Source organism: Bacillus sp. A015 (assembly GCF_053851875.1).
Window position 1 is genome coordinate 186074 of the sequence record NZ_JBSPZB010000001.1, and the last position, 19232, is coordinate 205305.

A 19232-nucleotide genomic window follows, 5' to 3' on the forward strand; every position below is an offset into this window, starting at 1 on the left:
GAGGTGTAACGACATGAGACAATCCCTGACTTTCATTCCAACTCTTCGAGAGGTGCCGGCAGATGCTGAGGCAAAAAGTCATCAGTTATTAGTAAGAGCTGGATTCATTAGACAAAATACAAGTGGAATCTATCACTACCTGCCGCTGGCTCATAAAGTCATCCAGCATATTCAATCCATTGTTCGGAAGGAAATGGAAAAGGCAGGAGCAGCTGAGCTGTTAATGCCAGTGCTGCAGCAAGCAGAAATGTGGCAAGAGTCAGGAAGATGGTATACATACGGTCCAGAACTCATGCGTATGAAAGATCGTCATGGCCGCGAGTTCGCGCTTGGCCCAACGCACGAAGAAGTGATCACATCACTAGTACGCAGTGAAGTGAAATCGTATAAGAAGCTTCCTTTGACACTTTATCAAATTCAATCAAAATTCCGCGATGAACAAAGACCTCGCTTTGGGTTACTGCGCGGACGTGAATTTATTATGAAGGATGCTTACTCATTCCATTCTTCACCAGAAAGCCTTGATGAGACATACAACAAAATGTTTACGGCTTACTCTAATGTGTTCTCCAAAGTGGGTCTTAATTTTAGACCAGTCATTGCAGATTCTGGTGCAATGGGAGGAAAAGATACGCATGAGTTCATGGCGCTGTCAGAAGTAGGAGAAGATACAATCGCTTATTCTGATACTTCTTCTTATGCAGCGAACATTGAAATGGCTGAGGCTGTGTATCACGGAGAAGAAGCAAATCCTGCGGACTTTAAAGAACTTGAAAAAGTACACACGCCGCAAGTAAAAACGATTCAAGACGTTGCTGCATTCTTAGAAGTAGCTCCATCGGCATGTATCAAGTCTGTTTTGTTTAAAGCAGATGATGCGTATGTTCTTGTCCTCACAAGAGGTGATCACGAAGTAAATGATGTGAAAGTAAAGAACTTGGTAGGAGCACAGCTTGTAGAGCTTGCTTCACGCGAAGAAGTGCTAAAAGTCATTGGAACAGAGCCGGGATTTGTTGGACCTGTAAAGCTAGAAGCAGAAGTAGCTATTTATGCAGACCTCGCTGTAAAAGGAATGACAAATGCAGTTGCAGGTGCAAACGAATCTGATTATCACTATGTCAATGTCAACCCTGCACGTGATGTGTCAGTGAAAGAGTTTACAGATCTTCGCTTGATTCAAGAAGGAGACGCCTCTCCAGATGGAGAAGGCACGATCCAGTTTGCAAAAGGAATTGAAGTAGGACAAGTCTTTAAGCTGGGCACACGTTATTCTGAGGCCATGGATGCAACGTACCTCGATGAAAATGGACGCGCGCAGCCAATGATCATGGGTTGCTATGGCATCGGTATCTCTAGAACCCTTTCAGCTATTGTTGAACAGCATCATGATGATAAAGGCATTATCTGGCCGGAAACAGTTGCGCCATATGACCTTCATCTCCTTGCATTAAACATGAAAAATGATGCACAAAAAGAACTGGCTGAAACGTTATACGAGCGCTTAGAAGATGAGGGCTTTGACGTACTTTTTGATGACCGTCAAGAGCGTGCAGGTGTGAAATTTGCAGACAGTGACTTAATTGGCCTGCCAGTTCGCATTAGCTGCGGGAAACGTTCAGAAGAAGGTATTGTAGAAGTGAAGTTTAGAAAATCAGGTGAATCACATGAAGTATCTGTTGATGAACTGATTTCATTTATACGCCAAGCATAAAACGAACAAAAAAATGAAGGTACCTCCTGTAGAAAAGAGGTACCTTTCTGATTTACAAAAGGAGGGTCCTGTCTTGGATGAACAATTACCGATCACCCGGCGGCAATTTCATATATTACTCAATCAGATTCAAATGACAGATGATGACCTCAGTCGTTACTTTGAAGAAGGTGAAATCGTCAAATTGACGGTGCATAAGGCGACGAAAACGTGGCATTTCCTTTTTAAATTTAAGGCACTTCTGCCTTACAAGGTATATGCAATGTTTCTGAGCAGGCTGACAAATGCATTTTCTCATATTGCACAAGTCACTTGTACGATTGAAGTCAATGATCCGCACATATCTGAGGAGCTTGTGCAATCGTATTGGTCACATTGTGTGGAAGAGCTTCAAGGAATTTCTCCCCCAATCATCAGCTTGCTTCAGCAGCAAAAACCGGCGCTGTCTGGGCATAAAATCATCATCAAAACGAAAAGCGAAACAGAGGCTTTGGCGATCAAAAAGAAGTACAGCCCAATGCTCCAGGCTGCATTGAAACAAGTTGGTTTTCCTGAGCTGCAATTTGATACAGAAATTTTCGTATCAGATCAAGAGATTCAGAAGTTCAGAGAACAAAAGCTCGCTGAAGATCAAGAAAGAGCCATGCAAGCCCTCACTGAGATGGAGAAGAAAGAAAGTGAGGATCAGGAGGAAGTGCCATCAGGCCCTCTGATGATTGGATATCAAATCAAAGACAATGAAGAAATTCGTACGCTAGATAGTATTATGGACGAGGAAAGAAGAATCACCGTCCAAGGCTACGTGTTTGATGCAGAAACGCGCGAGCTGAAAAGCGGCAGAACGCTTTGTATCTTTAAGATCACGGATTATACAAACAGTATTTTGATCAAAATGTTTGCGAGAGAAAAAGAAGATGCCCAGCTCATGAAATCCTTGAAAAAAGGCATGTGGGTGAAAGCAAGAGGAAGCATTCAAAACGATACGTTTGTCAGAGATCTTGTCATGATCGCCAATGATGTCAATGAAATGAAACCTCAGCTCAAAGAAGATACAGCACCTAAGGGTGAAAAGCGTGTTGAGCTTCATTTGCATTCCCCAATGAGTCAAATGGATGCTGTCACTGGCATCGGCAGGCTTGTTGAACAAGCAAAGAAATGGGGGCATGAAGCGATTGCTCTTACAGATCATGCCGTTGTGCAATCCTTTCCAGATGCATATGCAGCAAGTAAAAAGCATGGCATCAAAATGATGTACGGTGTGGAAATCAACTTAGTCGATGATGGGGTGCCGATTGCATATAACCCAGAGCACCGCTTGTTAGAGGATGCGACGTTTGTCGTATTTGACGTAGAGACAACCGGGCTTTCTGCTGTTTATGATACGATCATTGAGCTTGCAGCAGTGAAAATAAAAGACGGGGAAATCATTGACCGCTTTGAGGCATTTGCAAATCCTCATCACCCGTTATCAGCGACGACCATTGAGTTAACCGGTATTACCGATGATATGGTCAGAGATGCACCAGATGTCGTTGATGTTGTTCGGGATTTCAAAGAGTGGATTGGACAAGACATCCTTGTTGCGCACAATGCGAGCTTTGATATGGGCTTTTTAAATGCAGCGTATAAACGTCTGTTAAAAACAGATAAAGCATCAAATCCTGTCATTGATACACTTGAACTCGGTCGATTCCTTTACCCGGAATTTAAAAATCACCGGCTGAACACACTTTGTAAAAAGTTTGATATTGAACTCACGCAGCATCACCGCGCCATTTATGATGCAGAAGCGACAGGCTACTTGATGCTGAAGATGCTAAAAGATGCGGCTGAAAAAGAGATTGCCTACCATGACCAACTGAATGAAAACATGGGTCAGTCCAATGCTTACCAGCGCTCACGTCCTTACCATGCGACAGTGATTGCGAAAAATGAGACGGGACTCAAGAATTTATTCAAGCTTGTTTCACTTTCTCATATTCATTATTTCTACCGTGTGCCTCGCATTCCGCGTTCACAGCTTGAGAAATATCGAGAAGGTTTGATTGTTGGGTCGGCTTGTGATAAGGGTGAGGTTTTTGAAGGAATGATGCAAAAGTCACCTGATGAGGTGGAAGACATTGCAGCATTTTATGACTATTTAGAGGTTCATCCGCCAGAAGTGTATCAGCACCTGCTACAGCTAGAGCTTGTTCGAGATGAACGTGCATTAAAAGAAATTATCACAAATATTGTGAAGCTTGGTGAAAAGCTGAATAAACCTGTCGTGGCGACTGGGAATGTGCACTACCTGCATCCTGAAGACAAAATTTATCGTAAAATCTTAATTTCATCACAGGGTGGTGCAAATCCGCTTAACCGTCATGAACTGCCAAAAGTTCATTTTAGAACGACAGATGAAATGCTAGAAGCGTTCTCTTTCCTAGGAGAGGAGAAAGCAAAAGAGATCGTCGTGACGAATACGATAAAAGTATCTGAGATGGTCGAAAGCATTAAACCAATCAAAGAGGATCTTTATACACCAAAAATTGAAGGTGCAGATGAAGAAATACGGGAAATGAGCTATCAAATGGCACGCAGCATCTACGGAGATGAATTACCGAAAATCGTAGAAGACCGTATTGAGAAGGAATTAAAAAGTATTATTGGTCATGGCTTCGCCGTCATTTATTTAATCTCTCATAAGCTCGTTAAGAAATCACTAGATGATGGATATCTTGTTGGTTCAAGGGGATCTGTCGGATCATCCCTTGTTGCGACATTAACAGAGATTACAGAAGTGAACCCACTTGCACCGCATTATGTATGCCCAAGCTGTAAGCACTCTGAGTTCTTTAATGACGGATCTGTTGGTTCAGGTTTTGACCTTCCTGATAAAGACTGTCCAGAATGTGGTGCGCCGTATAAAAAAGACGGACATGATATTCCGTTTGAAACGTTCTTAGGTTTTAAAGGAGATAAAGTCCCTGATATCGACTTGAACTTCTCAGGGGAATATCAGCCGCACGCACATAACTATACAAAAGAGCTGTTCGGTGAAGAATATGTATACCGTGCAGGCACAATCGGTACCGTTGCAGAAAAAACGGCATATGGATACGTGAAAGGCTATGCAGGAGATCATAATCTTCATATGAGAGGCGCAGAAATCGACCGGCTCGTGCAAGGATGTACAGGGGTAAAACGGACAACGGGCCAGCATCCAGGTGGTATTATCGTTGTGCCGGATTATATGGACATTTACGATTTCACCCCAATTCAATATCCAGCTGATGCGACAGGAGCCGATTGGAAAACGACGCATTTTGATTTCCATTCGATCCATGATAACTTGCTGAAGCTGGATATACTTGGGCACGATGATCCAACGGTCATTCGTATGCTTCAGGACTTAAGCGGAATCGATCCTAAAACCATTCCGACAGATGACCCTGAAGTCATGAAAATCTTCCAAGGGACGGAGCCTCTTGGTGTAACAGAAGAGCAAATTGGCTGTAAAACAGGAACACTCGGAATCCCAGAGTTTGGGACAAGATTTGTTCGGCAAATGCTTGAGGACACGAAACCAACAACCTTCTCAGAGCTCGTTCAGATCTCTGGTCTATCACACGGTACAGATGTATGGCTCGGAAACGCGCAAGAGCTCATACACAATAAAACGTGTGAACTAAGCGAAGTGATTGGCTGCCGTGACGATATTATGGTCTATCTCATCTATCAAGGCTTAGAACCATCACTTGCCTTTAAAATCATGGAATCTGTTCGTAAAGGGAAGGGACTTCCTCCTGAATGGGAAGAGGAAATGAAGAATAATCATGTACCGAACTGGTATATTGATTCTTGTAAAAAGATCAAATACATGTTCCCTAAAGCCCACGCGGCTGCTTATGTATTAATGGCTGTTCGGATAGCTTACTTCAAGGTGCATCATGCACTTCTGTATTACGCGGCATACTTTACCGTTCGTGCGGATGACTTTGATATCGAAACCATGACAAAAGGATCGAATGCGATTCGAGCTGTCATGGACGATATTAACTCAAAAGGTCTAGATGCATCACCGAAAGAGAAAAACCTATTAACTGTACTAGAGCTTGCACTTGAAATGTGCGAAAGAGGCTACCATTTCAAAAAAGTCGACCTATACCGCTCAAGTGCAACAGAATTTATCATAGATGGAGATGGATTAATTCCGCCATTCAACTCGATCCCTGGGCTCGGAACAAACGTTGCGCTCAATATTGTACGCGCACGTCAAGATGGTGAATTCCTATCAAAAGAAGATCTACAAAAACGCGGGAAAGTCTCTAAGACTATTCTTGAATATTTGGATCGTCAAGGCTGCTTAGAAGCACTGCCTGATCAAAACCAGCTTTCTTTGTTTTAATGTGATAAATGAAGAGCGCCCTCAAAGGGGCGTTCTTTTTATTATAGACAATCATTTTATTATGTTAACTAAAAACATTTTTCACCAATTGGAATTATTTTCTTAATCGTTCATATATCTTGATTTAACGTGATGTTTTAAGAGAAGCGATTGTGTGTCATTCTTTCTACCCAAATAGAGCAAAAAAGAGAATTTTGCCGTCTGAAATGTTCTCATCTGACATATGATCATTCTGGGTACAGTCACAAGGAGAATCAGAGAAAACCTTCGATGAGCGTAAAGCTGATTGCTGTTTACTATGCTTATTTTTGAAACATGTTTGATTCTTTTCAAAACTGTACAGATCACGCACCAAATAAAAAGGAGGTGGTTCGTCTATTGATCAATGTTTCACGTTGCACGAAAAAGAAGGGGTGAACAATAGGGAAATGTCATCTTATAACTATGTAGAGGTTCTTCAAAAATCAATTTTGTTCTACGAGGCGCAGAGGTCTGGAAGGCTCCCTAATAACAACCGTCTCAACTGGCGGGGTGATTCTGGACTAGAGGATGGGAAGGATGTGGGCCATGACTTAACAGGCGGCTGGTATGACGCAGGTGATCATGTGAAATTTGGACTTCCGATGGCTTACTCTGCAGCCGTGCTTGCATGGACAGTATATGAATACCGAGAAGCTTATGAAGAGGCAGACTTGCTTGATGATATGTTAGCTCAAATCAAGTGGGCAACCGATTATTTTTTGAAAGCACATACAGGTCCGAACGAATTTTGGGCGCAAGTAGGTGATGGGAACGCTGATCATGGCTGGTGGGGACCAGCAGAAGTGATGCCAATGAGCCGGCCAGCTTTTAAAATTGATGAACATTGTCCAGGGACAGAAGTAGCCGCACAAACTGCGGCAGCTTTAGCAGCAGGTTCTATCATTTTTAAAGAGACAGATGCGTCATATGCAGCAAAGCTTCTCACACATGCAAAACAGCTTTATGCATTTGCTGATCAATATCGCGGAGAGTATACAGATTGTGTCACCAATGCTCAGCCGTTTTACAACTCATGGAGCGGCTATATTGACGAGCTCATTTGGGGAGGAATATGGCTGTACTTGGCGACAAATGAACAGTCATATTTAGATCAAGCGTTAAAGGCGGTAGAAGAATGGCCGAAAGATTGGGATTATACGTTTACCATGTCGTGGGACAATACTTTTTTTGCTTCACAAATCTTACTCGCAAGAATCACGAAGGAGAAAAGATTTATAGAATCGACAGAGCGTAATCTCGATTACTGGACCACAGGTCTTGTTCAAAATGGAAAAGTAGAAAGAATCACTTATACGCCTGGCGGTTTGGCGTGGCTGGATCAATGGGGGTCACTTCGTTATACAGCAAATGCAGCATTTTTAGCCTTTGTATACGCTGATTGGGTTTCTGATCAAGAAAAAAAGAATCGATACCAAACGTTTGCTATCAAGCAAACACACTATATGCTAGGTGATAATCCGCTAAATAGAAGCTATGTCGTTGGGTTTGGTCAAAACCCGCCGATGCATCCACATCACCGAACTGCACATGGCTCATGGTCTAACCAACTGACAAATCCTCCATATCATCGGCACACTCTTTATGGAGCGCTTGTTGGGGGCCCTAATGCACAAGATCAATATGTCGATGACATCTCTGATTATGTATCAAACGAGGTAGCGACTGACTATAATGCCGCCTTTACTGGAAATATAGCCAAACTGGTGCAGCTGTTTGGTAAGGGACAATCCAAGCTACCAAATTTTCCGCCTAAAGAAAAGGTGGAGGATGAGTTTTTTGTAGAGGCAGCTGTGATGAATAACGATACAACATCTACTCAGGTAAAAGCGATTTTATACAATCGATCAGGCTGGCCGGCAAGAAGCAGTCAAACACTTTCTTTTAGATATTACGTCAATCTTAGCGAGGTTTTTACAAAGGGATTCACTGAAAAAGATATTCAAGTGACGTCAGCCTACAATGAAGGCGCTTCCCTATCTCCGTTAACGGTATATGACGCATCATCCCATGTATATTTTACAGAAATCGATTTTACTGGCGTAGCTATTTTTCCTGGAGGAGAATCACTGCATAAGAAGGAAATACAATTTCGATTATCTGCGCCAAATGGTGCGAATATATGGGATGCCTCAAATGATTATTCCTTTCAAGGGTTAACATCCAGTATGCAAAAAACAGCGAGGATTCCTGTCTTTGACAATGGTGCTTTAGTATTTGGCACGCTTCCAGACAAATAAAAATCAACTATATCAATTTAAAGGGTGAGGGACATGACAAACAAAGAACGGTTTTTAACGCTTTATCATCAGTTGAAAAATGATGCGAATGGATATTTTTCACCAGAGGGTATTCCGTATCACTCAATTGAGACGCTCATTTGTGAGGCACCTGATTATGGGCATATGACGACTTCAGAGGCATATAGCTACTGGCTATGGCTTGAAGTTTTATATGGACATTACACCGGAGATTGGAGCAAGCTAGAAGCTGCTTGGGACAATATGGAGAAATTCATCATCCCAGTAAAGGAAGACGGAAATGACGAACAGCCACATATGAGCTCTTACAATCCGTCAAGTCCAGCGACATATGCTTCAGAAAAGCCATATCCAGATCAATATCCAAGCCAGCTGAGCGGCGCTCGTCCTGCTGGTCAAGATCCGCTTGATAGCGAACTGAAATCAACGTATGGGACAAATGAAACGTATTTAATGCACTGGCTCCTTGATGTAGACAACTGGTATGGGTATGGGAATTTACTCAATCCATCACATACAGCCGCATATGTAAACACATTTCAGCGTGGTCCGCAGGAATCAGTATGGGAGGCCATCCCTCATCCATCACAAGATGATAAAACATTGGGAAAGCCGAATGAAGGTTTCATGAGCTTGTTCACAAAAGAAAATCAAGCGCCAGCTGCCCAGTGGCGCTATACAAATGCGACGGACGCTGATGCGCGTGCTGTCCAGGCGATGTATTGGGCAAAGGAACTTGGCTATAATCAGCCAACCTACCTTGATAAAGCAAAAAAAATGGGTGATTTTCTCCGTTACGGTATGTACGATAAATATTTTCAAACAATTGGAAGTGGAAAGCAGGGCAATCCGTCTCCTGGGAATGGAAAGAGTGCCTGTCATCACTTAATGGCATGGTATACCTCTTGGGGCGGGGGACTTGGAGATTATGCAAATTGGTCATGGCGTATTGGTGCGAGCCATTGTCACCAAGGGTATCAAAACCCCGTCGCTGCTTATGCTTTATCCTCAGATAAAGGAGGCTTAAAGCCAACGTCAGCTACTGGTGCAAGCGATTGGGAGAAAACGTTAAAGAGACAGCTTGAATTTTACGTATGGCTTCAATCAAAAGAGGGAGCGATTGCAGGAGGCGCAACCAACAGCTGGAATGGAGACTATAGTGCTTATCCTGCAGGAAGAAGCACATTTTACGATATGGCATATGAAGATGCGCCTGTTTACCATGATCCTCCGTCTAATAACTGGTTTGGGATGCAGGCATGGCCGATCGAGCGCGTAGCAGAGCTTTATTACATTTTTGCGAAAGATGGAGACAAAACATCTGAAAATTTCCAAATGGCCAAATCTGTCATGACAAAATGGATCAACTATTCATTAGATTACATTTTTATTGGCACACGTCCTGTGACGGACCAAGAAGGGTATTTTTTAGATGGTCAAGGACAAAGAATTCTAGGGGGAACGGATGTTGCTGTTGCGACAACGAGTGCACCTGGAGAGTTTTGGCTTCCTGGAAATATAGCTTGGAGCGGACAGCCTGATACTTGGAATGGGTTCCAGTCTGCAACAGGAAATCCAAACTTAACAGCTGTAACAAAAGATCCAACTCAAGATACTGGCGTCCTAGGGAGTCTGGTCAAAGCCTTAACATTCTTTGCGGCTGCCACAAAGAAAGAGACAGGAAGCTATACAGCCCTTGGCATAAGAGCAAAAGATATAGCTGCACAGCTCCTTGATGTTGCATGGAATTACAATGATGGCATTGGAATTGTCACAGAGGAAGAAAGAGAAGACTACTATCGCTTCTTTAAAAAAGAAGTATATTTCCCAAATGGGTGGAACGGAACATTTGGTCAAGGGAATCAAATCCCTGGTGCCAACACCACCCCGTCTGATCCACAGCGGGGAGGTAATGGAGTCTATACGAGTTTTGCAGATCTTCGTCCGAAAATAAAACAAGATCCAGCATGGTCTGCACTTGAGAGTAAGTATCAAGCATCGTTTAATGAAGCAACAGGCAAATGGGAAGATGGAGCGCCTGTTTTCACTTATCACCGCTTCTGGTCGCAAGTTGATATGGCTACTGCCTATGCTGAATATCATCGTCTCATCAACTAGTAGGTCAAAATCAAGCTGCCGGCTTCTATTGGCCGGCAGTCTGAATAGGAAATAATAAATCCAGTGAAAGTAAGGGTGATTACAACATGGTCAAAGAAAGAAGCTTTATTCATCATTCATTAAACAGGGGTGAAAATGGGCAAAAAAATCAAATATGGAAAAAAGAGGCGAATGATCGAATCTCAGAGCATAGACAAAGAGAGCTTGTTATAAACGTCACAAATGGTGAAAAAAAGCCAGTAGCAGGTATAGAGGTTGAAGTGAAACAAATTAGGCATGAATTCGCATTTGGTTCAGCAATGAATGACCAAGTGCTATTTAATCAACAATATGCTGATTTTTTCGTGAAGCATTTTAATTGGGCTGTTTTTGAAAATGAGGCAAAGTGGTATGCGAATGAGCCAGAAAGAGGGAAAATCACCTACGAAAAAGCAGATGCAATGCTGAACTTTGCAGATAGACATCAACTTCCAGTGAGAGGGCATGCTTTGTTTTGGGAAGTAGAGGATGCGAATCCAAGCTGGCTGAGGTCACTGCCGAATCATGAGGTGTATGATGCCATGAAAAGGCGGCTTGAGCATGCGGGCAATCATTTTAAGGGAAGATTCCGTCATTGGGATGTAAACAATGAAATGATGCATGGTTCATTTTTTAAAGACCGCTTTGGGAAAAATATTTGGAAGTGGATGTATGAAGAAACGAAAAAAATTGACCCTCAAGCGCTGCTGTTTGTGAATGATTATAATGTGATCTCATATGGCGAGCATCATGCTTATAAAGCGCATATCAATGAACTTCGTCAGTTAGGGGCGCCAGTTGAGGCAATTGGTGTGCAAGGACACTTTGAAGATCGGGTGGATCCAGTCATTGTAAAAGAAAGACTCGATGTACTAGCTGAGCTTGGTCTCCCCATTTGGGTCACAGAGTACGACTCTGTTCACCCAGATCCTAATAGAAGAGCGGATAACTTAGAGGCTTTATATCGCGTTGCTTTCAGTCATCCGGCGGTAAAAGGTGTGCTGATGTGGGGATTTTGGGCAGGTGCCCACTGGCGAGGTGAGCACGCAGCCATCGTTAATTATGATTGGTCTTTAAATGAAGCAGGAAAACGTTATGAAAAGCTTCTAAAGGAGTGGACGACACAAAGAGTTGAAAAAACAGATGCTAGCGGGAAAGTGACATGTCCAGCGTTTCACGGAACATATGAGGTTCGAATTGGCCAAAAAAGTAAGATGTTAAAGCAGCAGACGATTGAACTTGATTCAAATGAACAAACACCGCTTCAACTAGATTTCATCGTTCCTGCAGAATGATAATTGTGAGGAGAATTTGAATGAAAAAATGGGCTCAAATGGTGCCTTGTTTCATATTCGTGATAGCTGTATGGGCAGGTTGGTTCTCTCTTACCGTAAAGGCCGCTTCTTTTGTGCAAACGTCTGGTACACAATTTTTGTTGAACAATCAACCATTTTACTTTGCTGGCACAAACAACTATTATTTTCATTACAAATCAAAAAAGATGGTAGATGCTGTTTTTGACGATATGAAAGCAATGAATCTAAAGGTCATTCGTATTTGGGGATTTCACGATGGAGCTCCTCAAGAGAACTCAGTTTTGCAATCTAGTCCAGGGGTTTATGAAGAATCGGGTTTTCGAAAATTAGATTATGCGATTCATAAAGCAGGGCAAGAAGGCATAAAGCTAGTCATCCCACTAGTCAACAATTGGGATGATTTTGGCGGAATGAATCAATACGTTAAGTGGTTTCAGGCAGGCTCACACGATGCCTTTTATACTGATTCTCATATCAAAAATGCTTACAAAAATTATGTGCGCTATGTATTAGAGAGAACCAATACGTATACAGGTGTTCAATATAAAGACGATCCTGTTATTATGACATGGGAGCTTGCCAATGAGCCGCGTGTGCAGTCCGATCCTACAGGTAATATACTAGTAAACTGGGCAAATGAAATGAGTACATGGATCAAATCGATGGACCGGCATCATCTTGTCGCAGTAGGAGACGAAGGGTTCTTTCGCATAACTGGTCATGACGATTGGCTGTACGGGGGCGGAGAAGGCGTGGATTGGGACCGTTTGACCGCTCTGCCCAATATCGATTATGGAACCTATCATCTATACCCAGATCACTGGAACAAGTCAGCCGCTTGGGGAGTGAAATGGATTGAAGACCATATCACCCGCGGGGAGGCGATAGGAAAACCTGTCGTGTTAGAAGAGTTTGGCTATCAAAATCAATCGGCGCGCCCAGAGGTCTACTGAAGCTGGCTGTTAGCGATTGAGCGGCTCGGAGGGGCTGGTAGTCAATTTTGGATTTTAACAAGCACTCAAGACGATGATTCGCTCTATCCTGATTATGACGGTTTCCGAATCATAAAGGAGAGCAGGGAAGCATCACTCATCAGTGAACATGCAAAAAGAATGAATGAAAAGAACTGATGACGAATGCCCGTTTATAAGGAACTTCATTTGCATAAAAAAATTGGATATGGTATAGTTTTTATGGAAATGCTAACGATTACCGAGACAAGAGTGGGGAAACCCGCTCTTTTGTATTGAACAGGCAATTTTTGTCTCGACATTATTCATCCGTTTTCTGCTCCCCCTGCTCACATAAAGCAGGGTTTTTATGCAGAATGATTGATAAGAGCGTTTATCGAAAGCACAAGGAGGAAGAGAATGAGCAAAAAAGTAGTGGATGTCGTAAGCGAAATGGTGCAGCCAATTTTAGATGGCTTACAGCTTGAACTCGTTGATGTTGAATTTGTCAAAGAGGGTCAAAACTGGTTCCTTCGCGTGTTTATTGACTCTGATAAAGGCGTCGATATCGAAGAGTGTGCCAAAGTGAGCGAAGCCTTGAGCGAAAAGCTTGATGAGGCAGATCCGATTAGCCAAAACTACTTTCTTGAAGTGTCCTCTCCTGGAGCGGAGCGCCCATTAAAGAAAAAAGCTGATTTTGAAAAAGCACTTGGAAAAAATGTTTTCATGAAAACATATGAACCAATTGATGGTGAAAAAGCGTTTGAAGGTGAGCTTACAAGCTTTGATGGTGAGATTGCAACAGTGACAGTGAAGATCAAGACAAGAAAGAAAGAGATCAATATCCCATATGAAAAAATAGCGAACGCAAGATTAGCAGTTTCGTTCAATTAACCTTTCCATTGATATAAGGGGGAACCATAAAAATGAGTAGTGAGTTGTTAGATGCCCTGACTGTTCTTGAGAAAGAGAAGGGTATTAGTAAAGAAATTATTATTGAAGCGATAGAAGCTGCACTCATTTCTGCATATAAGCGTAATTTTAATCAAGCGCAAAATGTTCGTGTTGATTTAAACCGCGAAACGGGAACAATTCGCGTATTTGCAAGAAAAGATGTTGTAGATGAAGTGTATGATTCTCGCCTTGAAATCTCTGTAGGTGATGCAGTCAGCATCAACCCGAATTACGTGGTAGGTGACGTGGTTGAGATTGAAGTCACTCCAAAAGATTTCGGACGCATTGCAGCTCAGACAGCGAAACAAGTTGTAACGCAGCGAGTGAGAGAAGCAGAGCGAGGTGTGATCTACACTGAGTTCATCGATCGCGAGGAAGACATTATGACGGGAATCGTTCAGCGGATTGACAGTAAATTCATTTACGTGTCACTTGGCAAAATCGAAGCCCTTCTTCCGGTCAACGAACAAATGCCAAATGAGGAATACAAACCACATGACCGCATTAAAGTGTTCATTACAAAGGTAGAAAAAACAACAAAAGGACCACAAATTTATGTCTCTAGAACACATCCAGGTCTTTTAAAGCGTTTATTTGAAATTGAAGTCCCAGAAATTTATGATGGTACTGTAGAGCTTAAATCGGTTGCTAGAGAAGCTGGGGACCGTTCTAAAATATCTGTTCGTACAGATGACCCTGATGTTGATCCAGTTGGTTCTTGTGTTGGGCCAAAAGGTCAGCGTGTACAAGCAATTGTCAACGAGCTAAAAGGCGAAAAAATTGACATTGTCCATTGGTCTAATGATCCGGTTGAATTTGTTGCCAATGCGTTGAGCCCATCAAAAGTGCTTGATGTCATTGTTAATGAAGAAGATAAGGCGACAACAGTGATTGTCCCTGATTATCAGCTGTCATTAGCCATTGGTAAAAGAGGTCAAAATGCGCGCCTTGCAGCGAAGCTGACTAGCTGGAAAATTGACATTAAAAGCGAAACAGATGCAAGGGAACTCGGTATTTTCCCAAGAACTGAAGACTCTGAATCTCTTTTCTTAGAGGCTGAACCAGTAGCTGAGGAATCTGACGAATAAGAGGTGATATAAAAGGTGAAAAGCCGAAAGAAAATCCCGCTTAGAAAATGCGTCGTGACGGGAGAAATGAAACCAAAGAAAGAGCTAATCCGTGTGGTTCGTTCTAAAGAAGGTGAAGTGTCTGTTGACGCAACCGGAAAAATGAACGGGCGCGGAGCTTACCTTTCTCTCGATAAAGAAACCATTCTTGCGGCAAAGAACAAACGCAGTTTACAGCAGCAATTTCAGACACAGATTGACGAACACATATTTGAAGAATTACTAGAACTAGCTGAAAAGGTGAAAAAACCAAATGACTGAATCTAAGTGGTATCCTTTGCTTGGTCTAGCAAATCGAGCTCGTAAAGTCGTGTCAGGAGAAGATCTGGTGATCAAAGAAATTAGACATGCGCGTGCTAAGCTGGTTCTTCTTGCAGCAGATGCCTCACCGAACACAGAGAAAAAGGTATCTGACAAATGCAAATTTTATAATGTTCCGGTTAGAAAAATTGAAGACCGTTCCGTTCTCGGACGTTCTATTGGGAAAGAAGCTCGCGTAGTTGTCGCTGTCACTGACCAAGGCTTCGCTAAGAAGCTCATAAGCTTGCTCGATTAATTTATTTGGGGGTGAACGAATGGCTAAAGTGAGAGTATATGAATATGCAAAAGCCATAGATGTTTCAAGTAAAGATATTATAGCAGCGCTTAAGGATATGAACGTGGAAGTGAACAACCACATGGCGACGCTTGAAGACGACACTGTGAAAAAGCTAGACGCTATATATAAAAAAGCCAAAGCAAAAGAGACAGCTAACGAGAAACCCGCAGAACAAAAAAAACAATCATCTAACAAAATCAATGATAGAAAGAAGAATGACGTGCAGAATAATCAATTTAATAAAAACAAAAAAAACAACAACCAAAACAAAAACAAAAACAAACGCGGTGGCAACAAGTCACAGCATCAGCAAGCTAGACCTGTGAAGCCTAAAAAAGAGCTTCCTGAAAAAATTGAATTTACAAATTCAATGACAGTTGGCCAGCTTGCCGAAGAGCTTGGAAAAGAATCAGCTGAAATCATCAAAAAGCTCATGATGCTTGGTGTGATGGCAACCATTAACCAAGAGCTTGATAAAGATACAGTTGAATTAATCGCTTCTGAATATGGTGTTCCAGTAGAGGAAGTCATCATTTTAGAAGAAACTGAACTTGAAAAGTATGAAGTTGAAGATAAAGAAGAAGATATGCAAGTACGCCCTCCAGTTGTGACGATCATGGGACACGTTGACCACGGGAAAACAACCCTTCTTGACAGTATTCGTAAAACGAAAGTCGTTGAAGGCGAAGCTGGTGGAATCACGCAGCATATCGGTGCATACCAAATTGAAGAAAACGGCAAGAAAATCACGTTCCTTGATACACCTGGACACGCAGCATTCACAACGATGCGTGCACGTGGTGCCGAGGTAACTGATACAACAATCCTAGTCGTTGCAGCAGATGATGGCGTGATGCCGCAAACAATTGAAGCCATTAACCATGCGAAAGCGGCAGAGGTGCCAATCATTGTCGCTGTCAATAAAATTGACAAACCAACAGCTAACCCTGACCGTGTGATGCAAGAATTAACTGAACATGGTCTTGTACCAGAAGCTTGGGGCGGCGAAACGATTTTCGTTCCTCTATCTGCGAAAACAGGTGAAGGCATCGATGAATTAATCGAAATGATCCTTCTTGTCAGCGAAGTAGGAGAACTGAAAGCCAACCCACATCGTGCGGCTAAAGGAACTGTCATTGAGGCTGAGCTTGATAAAGGAAGAGGGTCTGTTGCAACCCTTCTAGTTCAAACTGGTACACTTCAAGTAGGTGACCCAATCGTTGTTGGAAATACATTTGGCCGTGTACGTGCAATGGTCAATGACATCGGACGCCGCGTGAAAACAGCAGGACCATCTACACCTGTTGAAATCACTGGTTTAAATGATGTACCAAATGCGGGCGATCAGTTCCTCGTATTCAAAGACGAAAAAACAGCTCGTCAAGTGGGTGAGGCGCGTGCTTCAAAACAGCTTGATGAACAGCGTTCAGACAAAGCAAAATTATCTCTAGATGACCTGTTTGAGCAAATCAAACAAGGCGAAGTGAAAGATATCAACCTGATCGTGAAAGCAGACGTACAAGGTTCTGCTGAAGCACTGACGGCAGCTCTTCAAAAAATTGAAGTAGAAGGCGTAAAAGTGAAAATCATCCATACGGGTGTTGGAGCGATTACAGAATCTGATATCATTTTAGCAAGTGCTTCTAATGCGATCGTGATCGGATTTAACGTACGTCCTGATGGAAATGCGAAGAGCACAGCTGAAACAGAAAACGTAGATATCCGCTTGCACCGCATTATCTATAAAGTCATCGATGAAATTGAAGCTGCGATGAAAGGAATGCTTGACCCTGAATATGAAGAAAAAGTCATTGGTCAAGTTGAAGTTCGTCAAACGTTCAAAGTATCTAAAATCGGTACAATTGCTGGCGGCTATGTCACTGAAGGAACGATTACAAGAGATAGTGGTATCCGATTAATCCGTGATGGCGTCGTTATTTTTGAAGGCGAAGTCGACGTATTAAAACGATTCAAAGATGACGTGAAAGAAGTTTCACAAGGCTATGAATGTGGTATTACCATTAAGAAATACAATGATATCCGTGAAGGTGATGTTCTGGAATCATTCGTTATGCAAGAAATCGAAAGAAAATGATCGGTTATACCGAATGTGAGTGCATCATTTATGATGCATCCTCACTGAAGGAAAAACGTGCGGTTCTTCAGCGTATATTGACAAGAACGCGCCATAAATTCAATGTGACCATTGCTGAAATGGATTATCAGGATACATGGCAGCGTACATCAATTGGAATCGCCGTGATTTCCTCATCTCGGGTTCAAGTGGAAAAGGAACTTCAGCGAGTATTAAGCTTTATTGATTCTTTTCCTGAAATTGAACGGACGATCACGAAAACTGAGTGGTTTTAATTAGAGGTGATAAGATCATGAGTATGAGAGCAACCCGTGTGGGTGAGCAAATGAAAAAAGAATTGGGCGATATCCTTGGCAGAAAGCTGAAAGATCCAAGAATCGGCTTTTTGACTGTAACCGATGTCGAAGTATCCGGTGATTTACAAATTGCCAAAGTCTACATTTCTGTTCTTGGAGACGAGAAAAAAAGAGAGGAAACCTTAAAAGGCCTAGCAAAGGCGAAAGGGTATATCCGCTCTGAAATTGGCAATCGAATTAGACTTCGCAAAACGCCAGAACTACACTTTGAATTTGATGAATCCGTTGATTACGGTAACCGAATTGAAAGCCTGATTGCTGAACTAAACACAAAAGATCACGAATAAGATGTTGAAATAAGGATAGGCGATGATCGTCTGTCCTTTTTCATCGTTTATGAAAGGAGAGAACGCGCAGATGATAAATGGTGTTCTTTTATTACATAAAGAAAGAGGAATGACCTCTCACGACTGTGTGTTCAAAGTGAGAAAGATATTGCACACAAAAAAAGTCGGACATACAGGAACACTCGACCCAGAAGTATCAGGTGTTCTGCCCATTTGTATTGGAAGAGCGACGAAAATCGTTGAGTACCTAACAGATAAATCGAAAACGTATGATGCAGAAATCACGATTGGCTTTTCTACGACGACAGAAGACCAAACAGGTGAAGTGGTTGAAGAAAAAAAGGTGCAAAAGCCGATTGCAGAAGAAGAAATTGATGCTGCGCTGAAACAGTTTGAAGGAACCATTGAACAAGTTCCTCCAATGTTTTCTGCTGTGAAAATTGGCGGGAAAAAGCTCTATGAATATGCGAGAGAAGGAATTGAAATCGAGCGGCCAAGCCGTGAAATTACCATCCACCGCATCGAGCGGACTACACCTGTCACATTTGAAGATGGAAACGTGTCATTCAGATTCACTGTTCTGTGCTCAAAAGGTACGTATGTCAGAACCTTAGCGGTTGATATCGGAAAAAAACTAGGGTTTCCGGCTCATATGTCACACCTCATTCGCACTGGGTCAGGCGACTTTACACTAGATGAATGTATCACCCTTGATGAGCTTCGTGATATGAGTGAGGAAGGAACGATAGGTGAGCACCTTGTGCCGATCGAGCGCGCGCTCAATCATTTGCCGAAATGGGAGATAAATGATACATTAGCAAGTAAAGTGGAAAACGGTGCAGTCCTGCCAATGCCTGATGAATTCGCTCATTTTGCAGAGGAGGATCGTGTCGCTGTTTTTGCTCCTTCAGGTCATTGTATGGCGATTTATATGAAGCATCCGACCAAACAGAACCTGATGAAGCCGGCGAAGATCTTATCTCAGGACAAGCAATCTTAAAGAAAAGGTGACCAT

13 protein-coding genes and 1 pseudogene are annotated in these 19232 nt (G+C 42.5%); all 14 read left to right on the forward strand.

Translation table 11 applies throughout. From position 1 onward, the window contains the following. The first annotated feature begins 13 nt into the window (after nt 1-13). The 14 genes and pseudogenes from ACSLGF_RS00960 (at nt 14) to truB (ending at nt 19217) form a co-directional block, all read left to right on the forward strand. Nucleotides 14-1711: a proline--tRNA ligase gene (locus ACSLGF_RS00960; protein ID WP_456001544.1), complete on the forward strand. Its 1698-nt coding sequence runs from the start codon at nt 14-16 to the stop codon at nt 1709-1711. A gap of 73 nt (nt 1712-1784) precedes the next feature. Further along, on the forward strand, nt 1785-6098 hold the full coding sequence (locus ACSLGF_RS00965) for a PolC-type DNA polymerase III (RefSeq protein ID WP_456001546.1): 4314 nt from the start codon (nt 1785-1787) through the stop codon (nt 6096-6098). A 428-nt stretch (nt 6099-6526) separates the two neighbouring features. Next, the gene (locus ACSLGF_RS00970; RefSeq protein WP_456001548.1) at nt 6527-8377 is read left to right on the forward strand and encodes a glycoside hydrolase family 9 protein; all 1851 of its coding nucleotides are present in this window, start codon (nt 6527-6529) and stop codon (nt 8375-8377) included. Nucleotides 8378-8410: 33 nt separating this feature from the next. Next, entirely contained in the window at nt 8411-10516 is a 2106-nt protein-coding gene (locus tag ACSLGF_RS00975) for a glycoside hydrolase family 48 protein (RefSeq protein ID WP_456001550.1), read from the forward strand. A gap of 86 nt (nt 10517-10602) precedes the next feature. Further along, nucleotides 10603-11829, forward strand: a complete 1227-nt coding sequence (locus ACSLGF_RS00980) for an endo-1,4-beta-xylanase (protein ID WP_456001552.1) — start codon at nt 10603-10605, stop codon at nt 11827-11829. A gap of 20 nt (nt 11830-11849) precedes the next feature. Further along, nucleotides 11850-12980, forward strand: a pseudogene (locus ACSLGF_RS00985) (glycoside hydrolase 5 family protein). Nucleotides 12981-13220: 240 nt separating this feature from the next. Next, the gene (gene rimP / locus ACSLGF_RS00990) at nt 13221-13694 is read left to right on the forward strand and encodes a ribosome maturation factor RimP (RefSeq protein WP_003211398.1); all 474 of its coding nucleotides are present in this window, start codon (nt 13221-13223) and stop codon (nt 13692-13694) included. A gap of 32 nt (nt 13695-13726) precedes the next feature. Further along, nucleotides 13727-14842: a transcription termination factor NusA gene (gene nusA, locus ACSLGF_RS00995; RefSeq protein WP_456001554.1), complete on the forward strand. Its 1116-nt coding sequence runs from the start codon at nt 13727-13729 to the stop codon at nt 14840-14842. A 15-nt stretch (nt 14843-14857) separates the two neighbouring features. Then, nucleotides 14858-15142 carry an RNase P modulator RnpM gene (gene rnpM / locus ACSLGF_RS01000; RefSeq protein WP_008344742.1) on the forward strand — a complete coding sequence of 95 codons (285 nt, stop codon included), beginning with the start codon at nt 14858-14860 and terminating at the stop codon, nt 15140-15142. Continuing rightward, nucleotides 15135-15437, forward strand: a complete 303-nt coding sequence (locus tag ACSLGF_RS01005) for a YlxQ family RNA-binding protein (RefSeq protein ID WP_456001556.1) — start codon at nt 15135-15137, stop codon at nt 15435-15437. The genes rnpM and ACSLGF_RS01005 overlap by 8 nt, the downstream gene beginning before the upstream one ends. 19 nt (nt 15438-15456) lie before the next feature. Then, nucleotides 15457-17574: a translation initiation factor IF-2 gene (infB, locus tag ACSLGF_RS01010; RefSeq protein ID WP_456001558.1), complete on the forward strand. Its 2118-nt coding sequence runs from the start codon at nt 15457-15459 to the stop codon at nt 17572-17574. Next, entirely contained in the window at nt 17571-17849 is a 279-nt protein-coding gene (locus tag ACSLGF_RS01015) for a DUF503 domain-containing protein (RefSeq protein ID WP_058013967.1), read from the forward strand. The genes infB and ACSLGF_RS01015 overlap by 4 nt, the downstream gene beginning before the upstream one ends. A 17-nt stretch (nt 17850-17866) precedes the next feature. Continuing rightward, entirely contained in the window at nt 17867-18217 is a 351-nt protein-coding gene (rbfA, locus tag ACSLGF_RS01020) for a 30S ribosome-binding factor RbfA (RefSeq protein WP_007499525.1), read from the forward strand. Nucleotides 18218-18287: 70 nt separating this feature from the next. Then, nucleotides 18288-19217, forward strand: a complete 930-nt coding sequence (gene truB, locus ACSLGF_RS01025; RefSeq protein ID WP_456001560.1) for a tRNA pseudouridine(55) synthase TruB — start codon at nt 18288-18290, stop codon at nt 19215-19217. Nucleotides 19218-19232 lie beyond the last annotated feature (15 nt).

Excerpts from the sequence above, each read along its gene's own strand:
- ACSLGF_RS00960 (WP_456001544.1), top strand. The coding sequence starts at position 14 with ATGAGACAATCCCTGACTTTCATTCCAACTCTTCGAGAGGTGCCGGCA.
- ACSLGF_RS00970 (WP_456001548.1), top strand. The coding sequence starts at position 6,527 with ATGTCATCTTATAACTATGTAGAGGTTCTTCAAAAATCAATTTTGTTC.
- ACSLGF_RS00975 (WP_456001550.1), top strand. The coding sequence starts at position 8,411 with ATGACAAACAAAGAACGGTTTTTAACGCTTTATCATCAGTTGAAAAAT.
- ACSLGF_RS00980 (WP_456001552.1), top strand. The coding sequence starts at position 10,603 with ATGGTCAAAGAAAGAAGCTTTATTCATCATTCATTAAACAGGGGTGAA.
- rimP (WP_003211398.1), top strand. The coding sequence starts at position 13,221 with ATGAGCAAAAAAGTAGTGGATGTCGTAAGCGAAATGGTGCAGCCAATT.
- nusA (WP_456001554.1), top strand. The coding sequence starts at position 13,727 with ATGAGTAGTGAGTTGTTAGATGCCCTGACTGTTCTTGAGAAAGAGAAG.
- ACSLGF_RS01005 (WP_456001556.1), top strand. The coding sequence starts at position 15,135 with ATGACTGAATCTAAGTGGTATCCTTTGCTTGGTCTAGCAAATCGAGCT.
- infB (WP_456001558.1), top strand. The coding sequence starts at position 15,457 with ATGGCTAAAGTGAGAGTATATGAATATGCAAAAGCCATAGATGTTTCA.
- ACSLGF_RS01015 (WP_058013967.1), top strand. The coding sequence starts at position 17,571 with ATGATCGGTTATACCGAATGTGAGTGCATCATTTATGATGCATCCTCA.
- rbfA (WP_007499525.1), top strand. The coding sequence starts at position 17,867 with ATGAGTATGAGAGCAACCCGTGTGGGTGAGCAAATGAAAAAAGAATTG.
- truB (WP_456001560.1), top strand. The coding sequence starts at position 18,288 with ATGATAAATGGTGTTCTTTTATTACATAAAGAAAGAGGAATGACCTCT.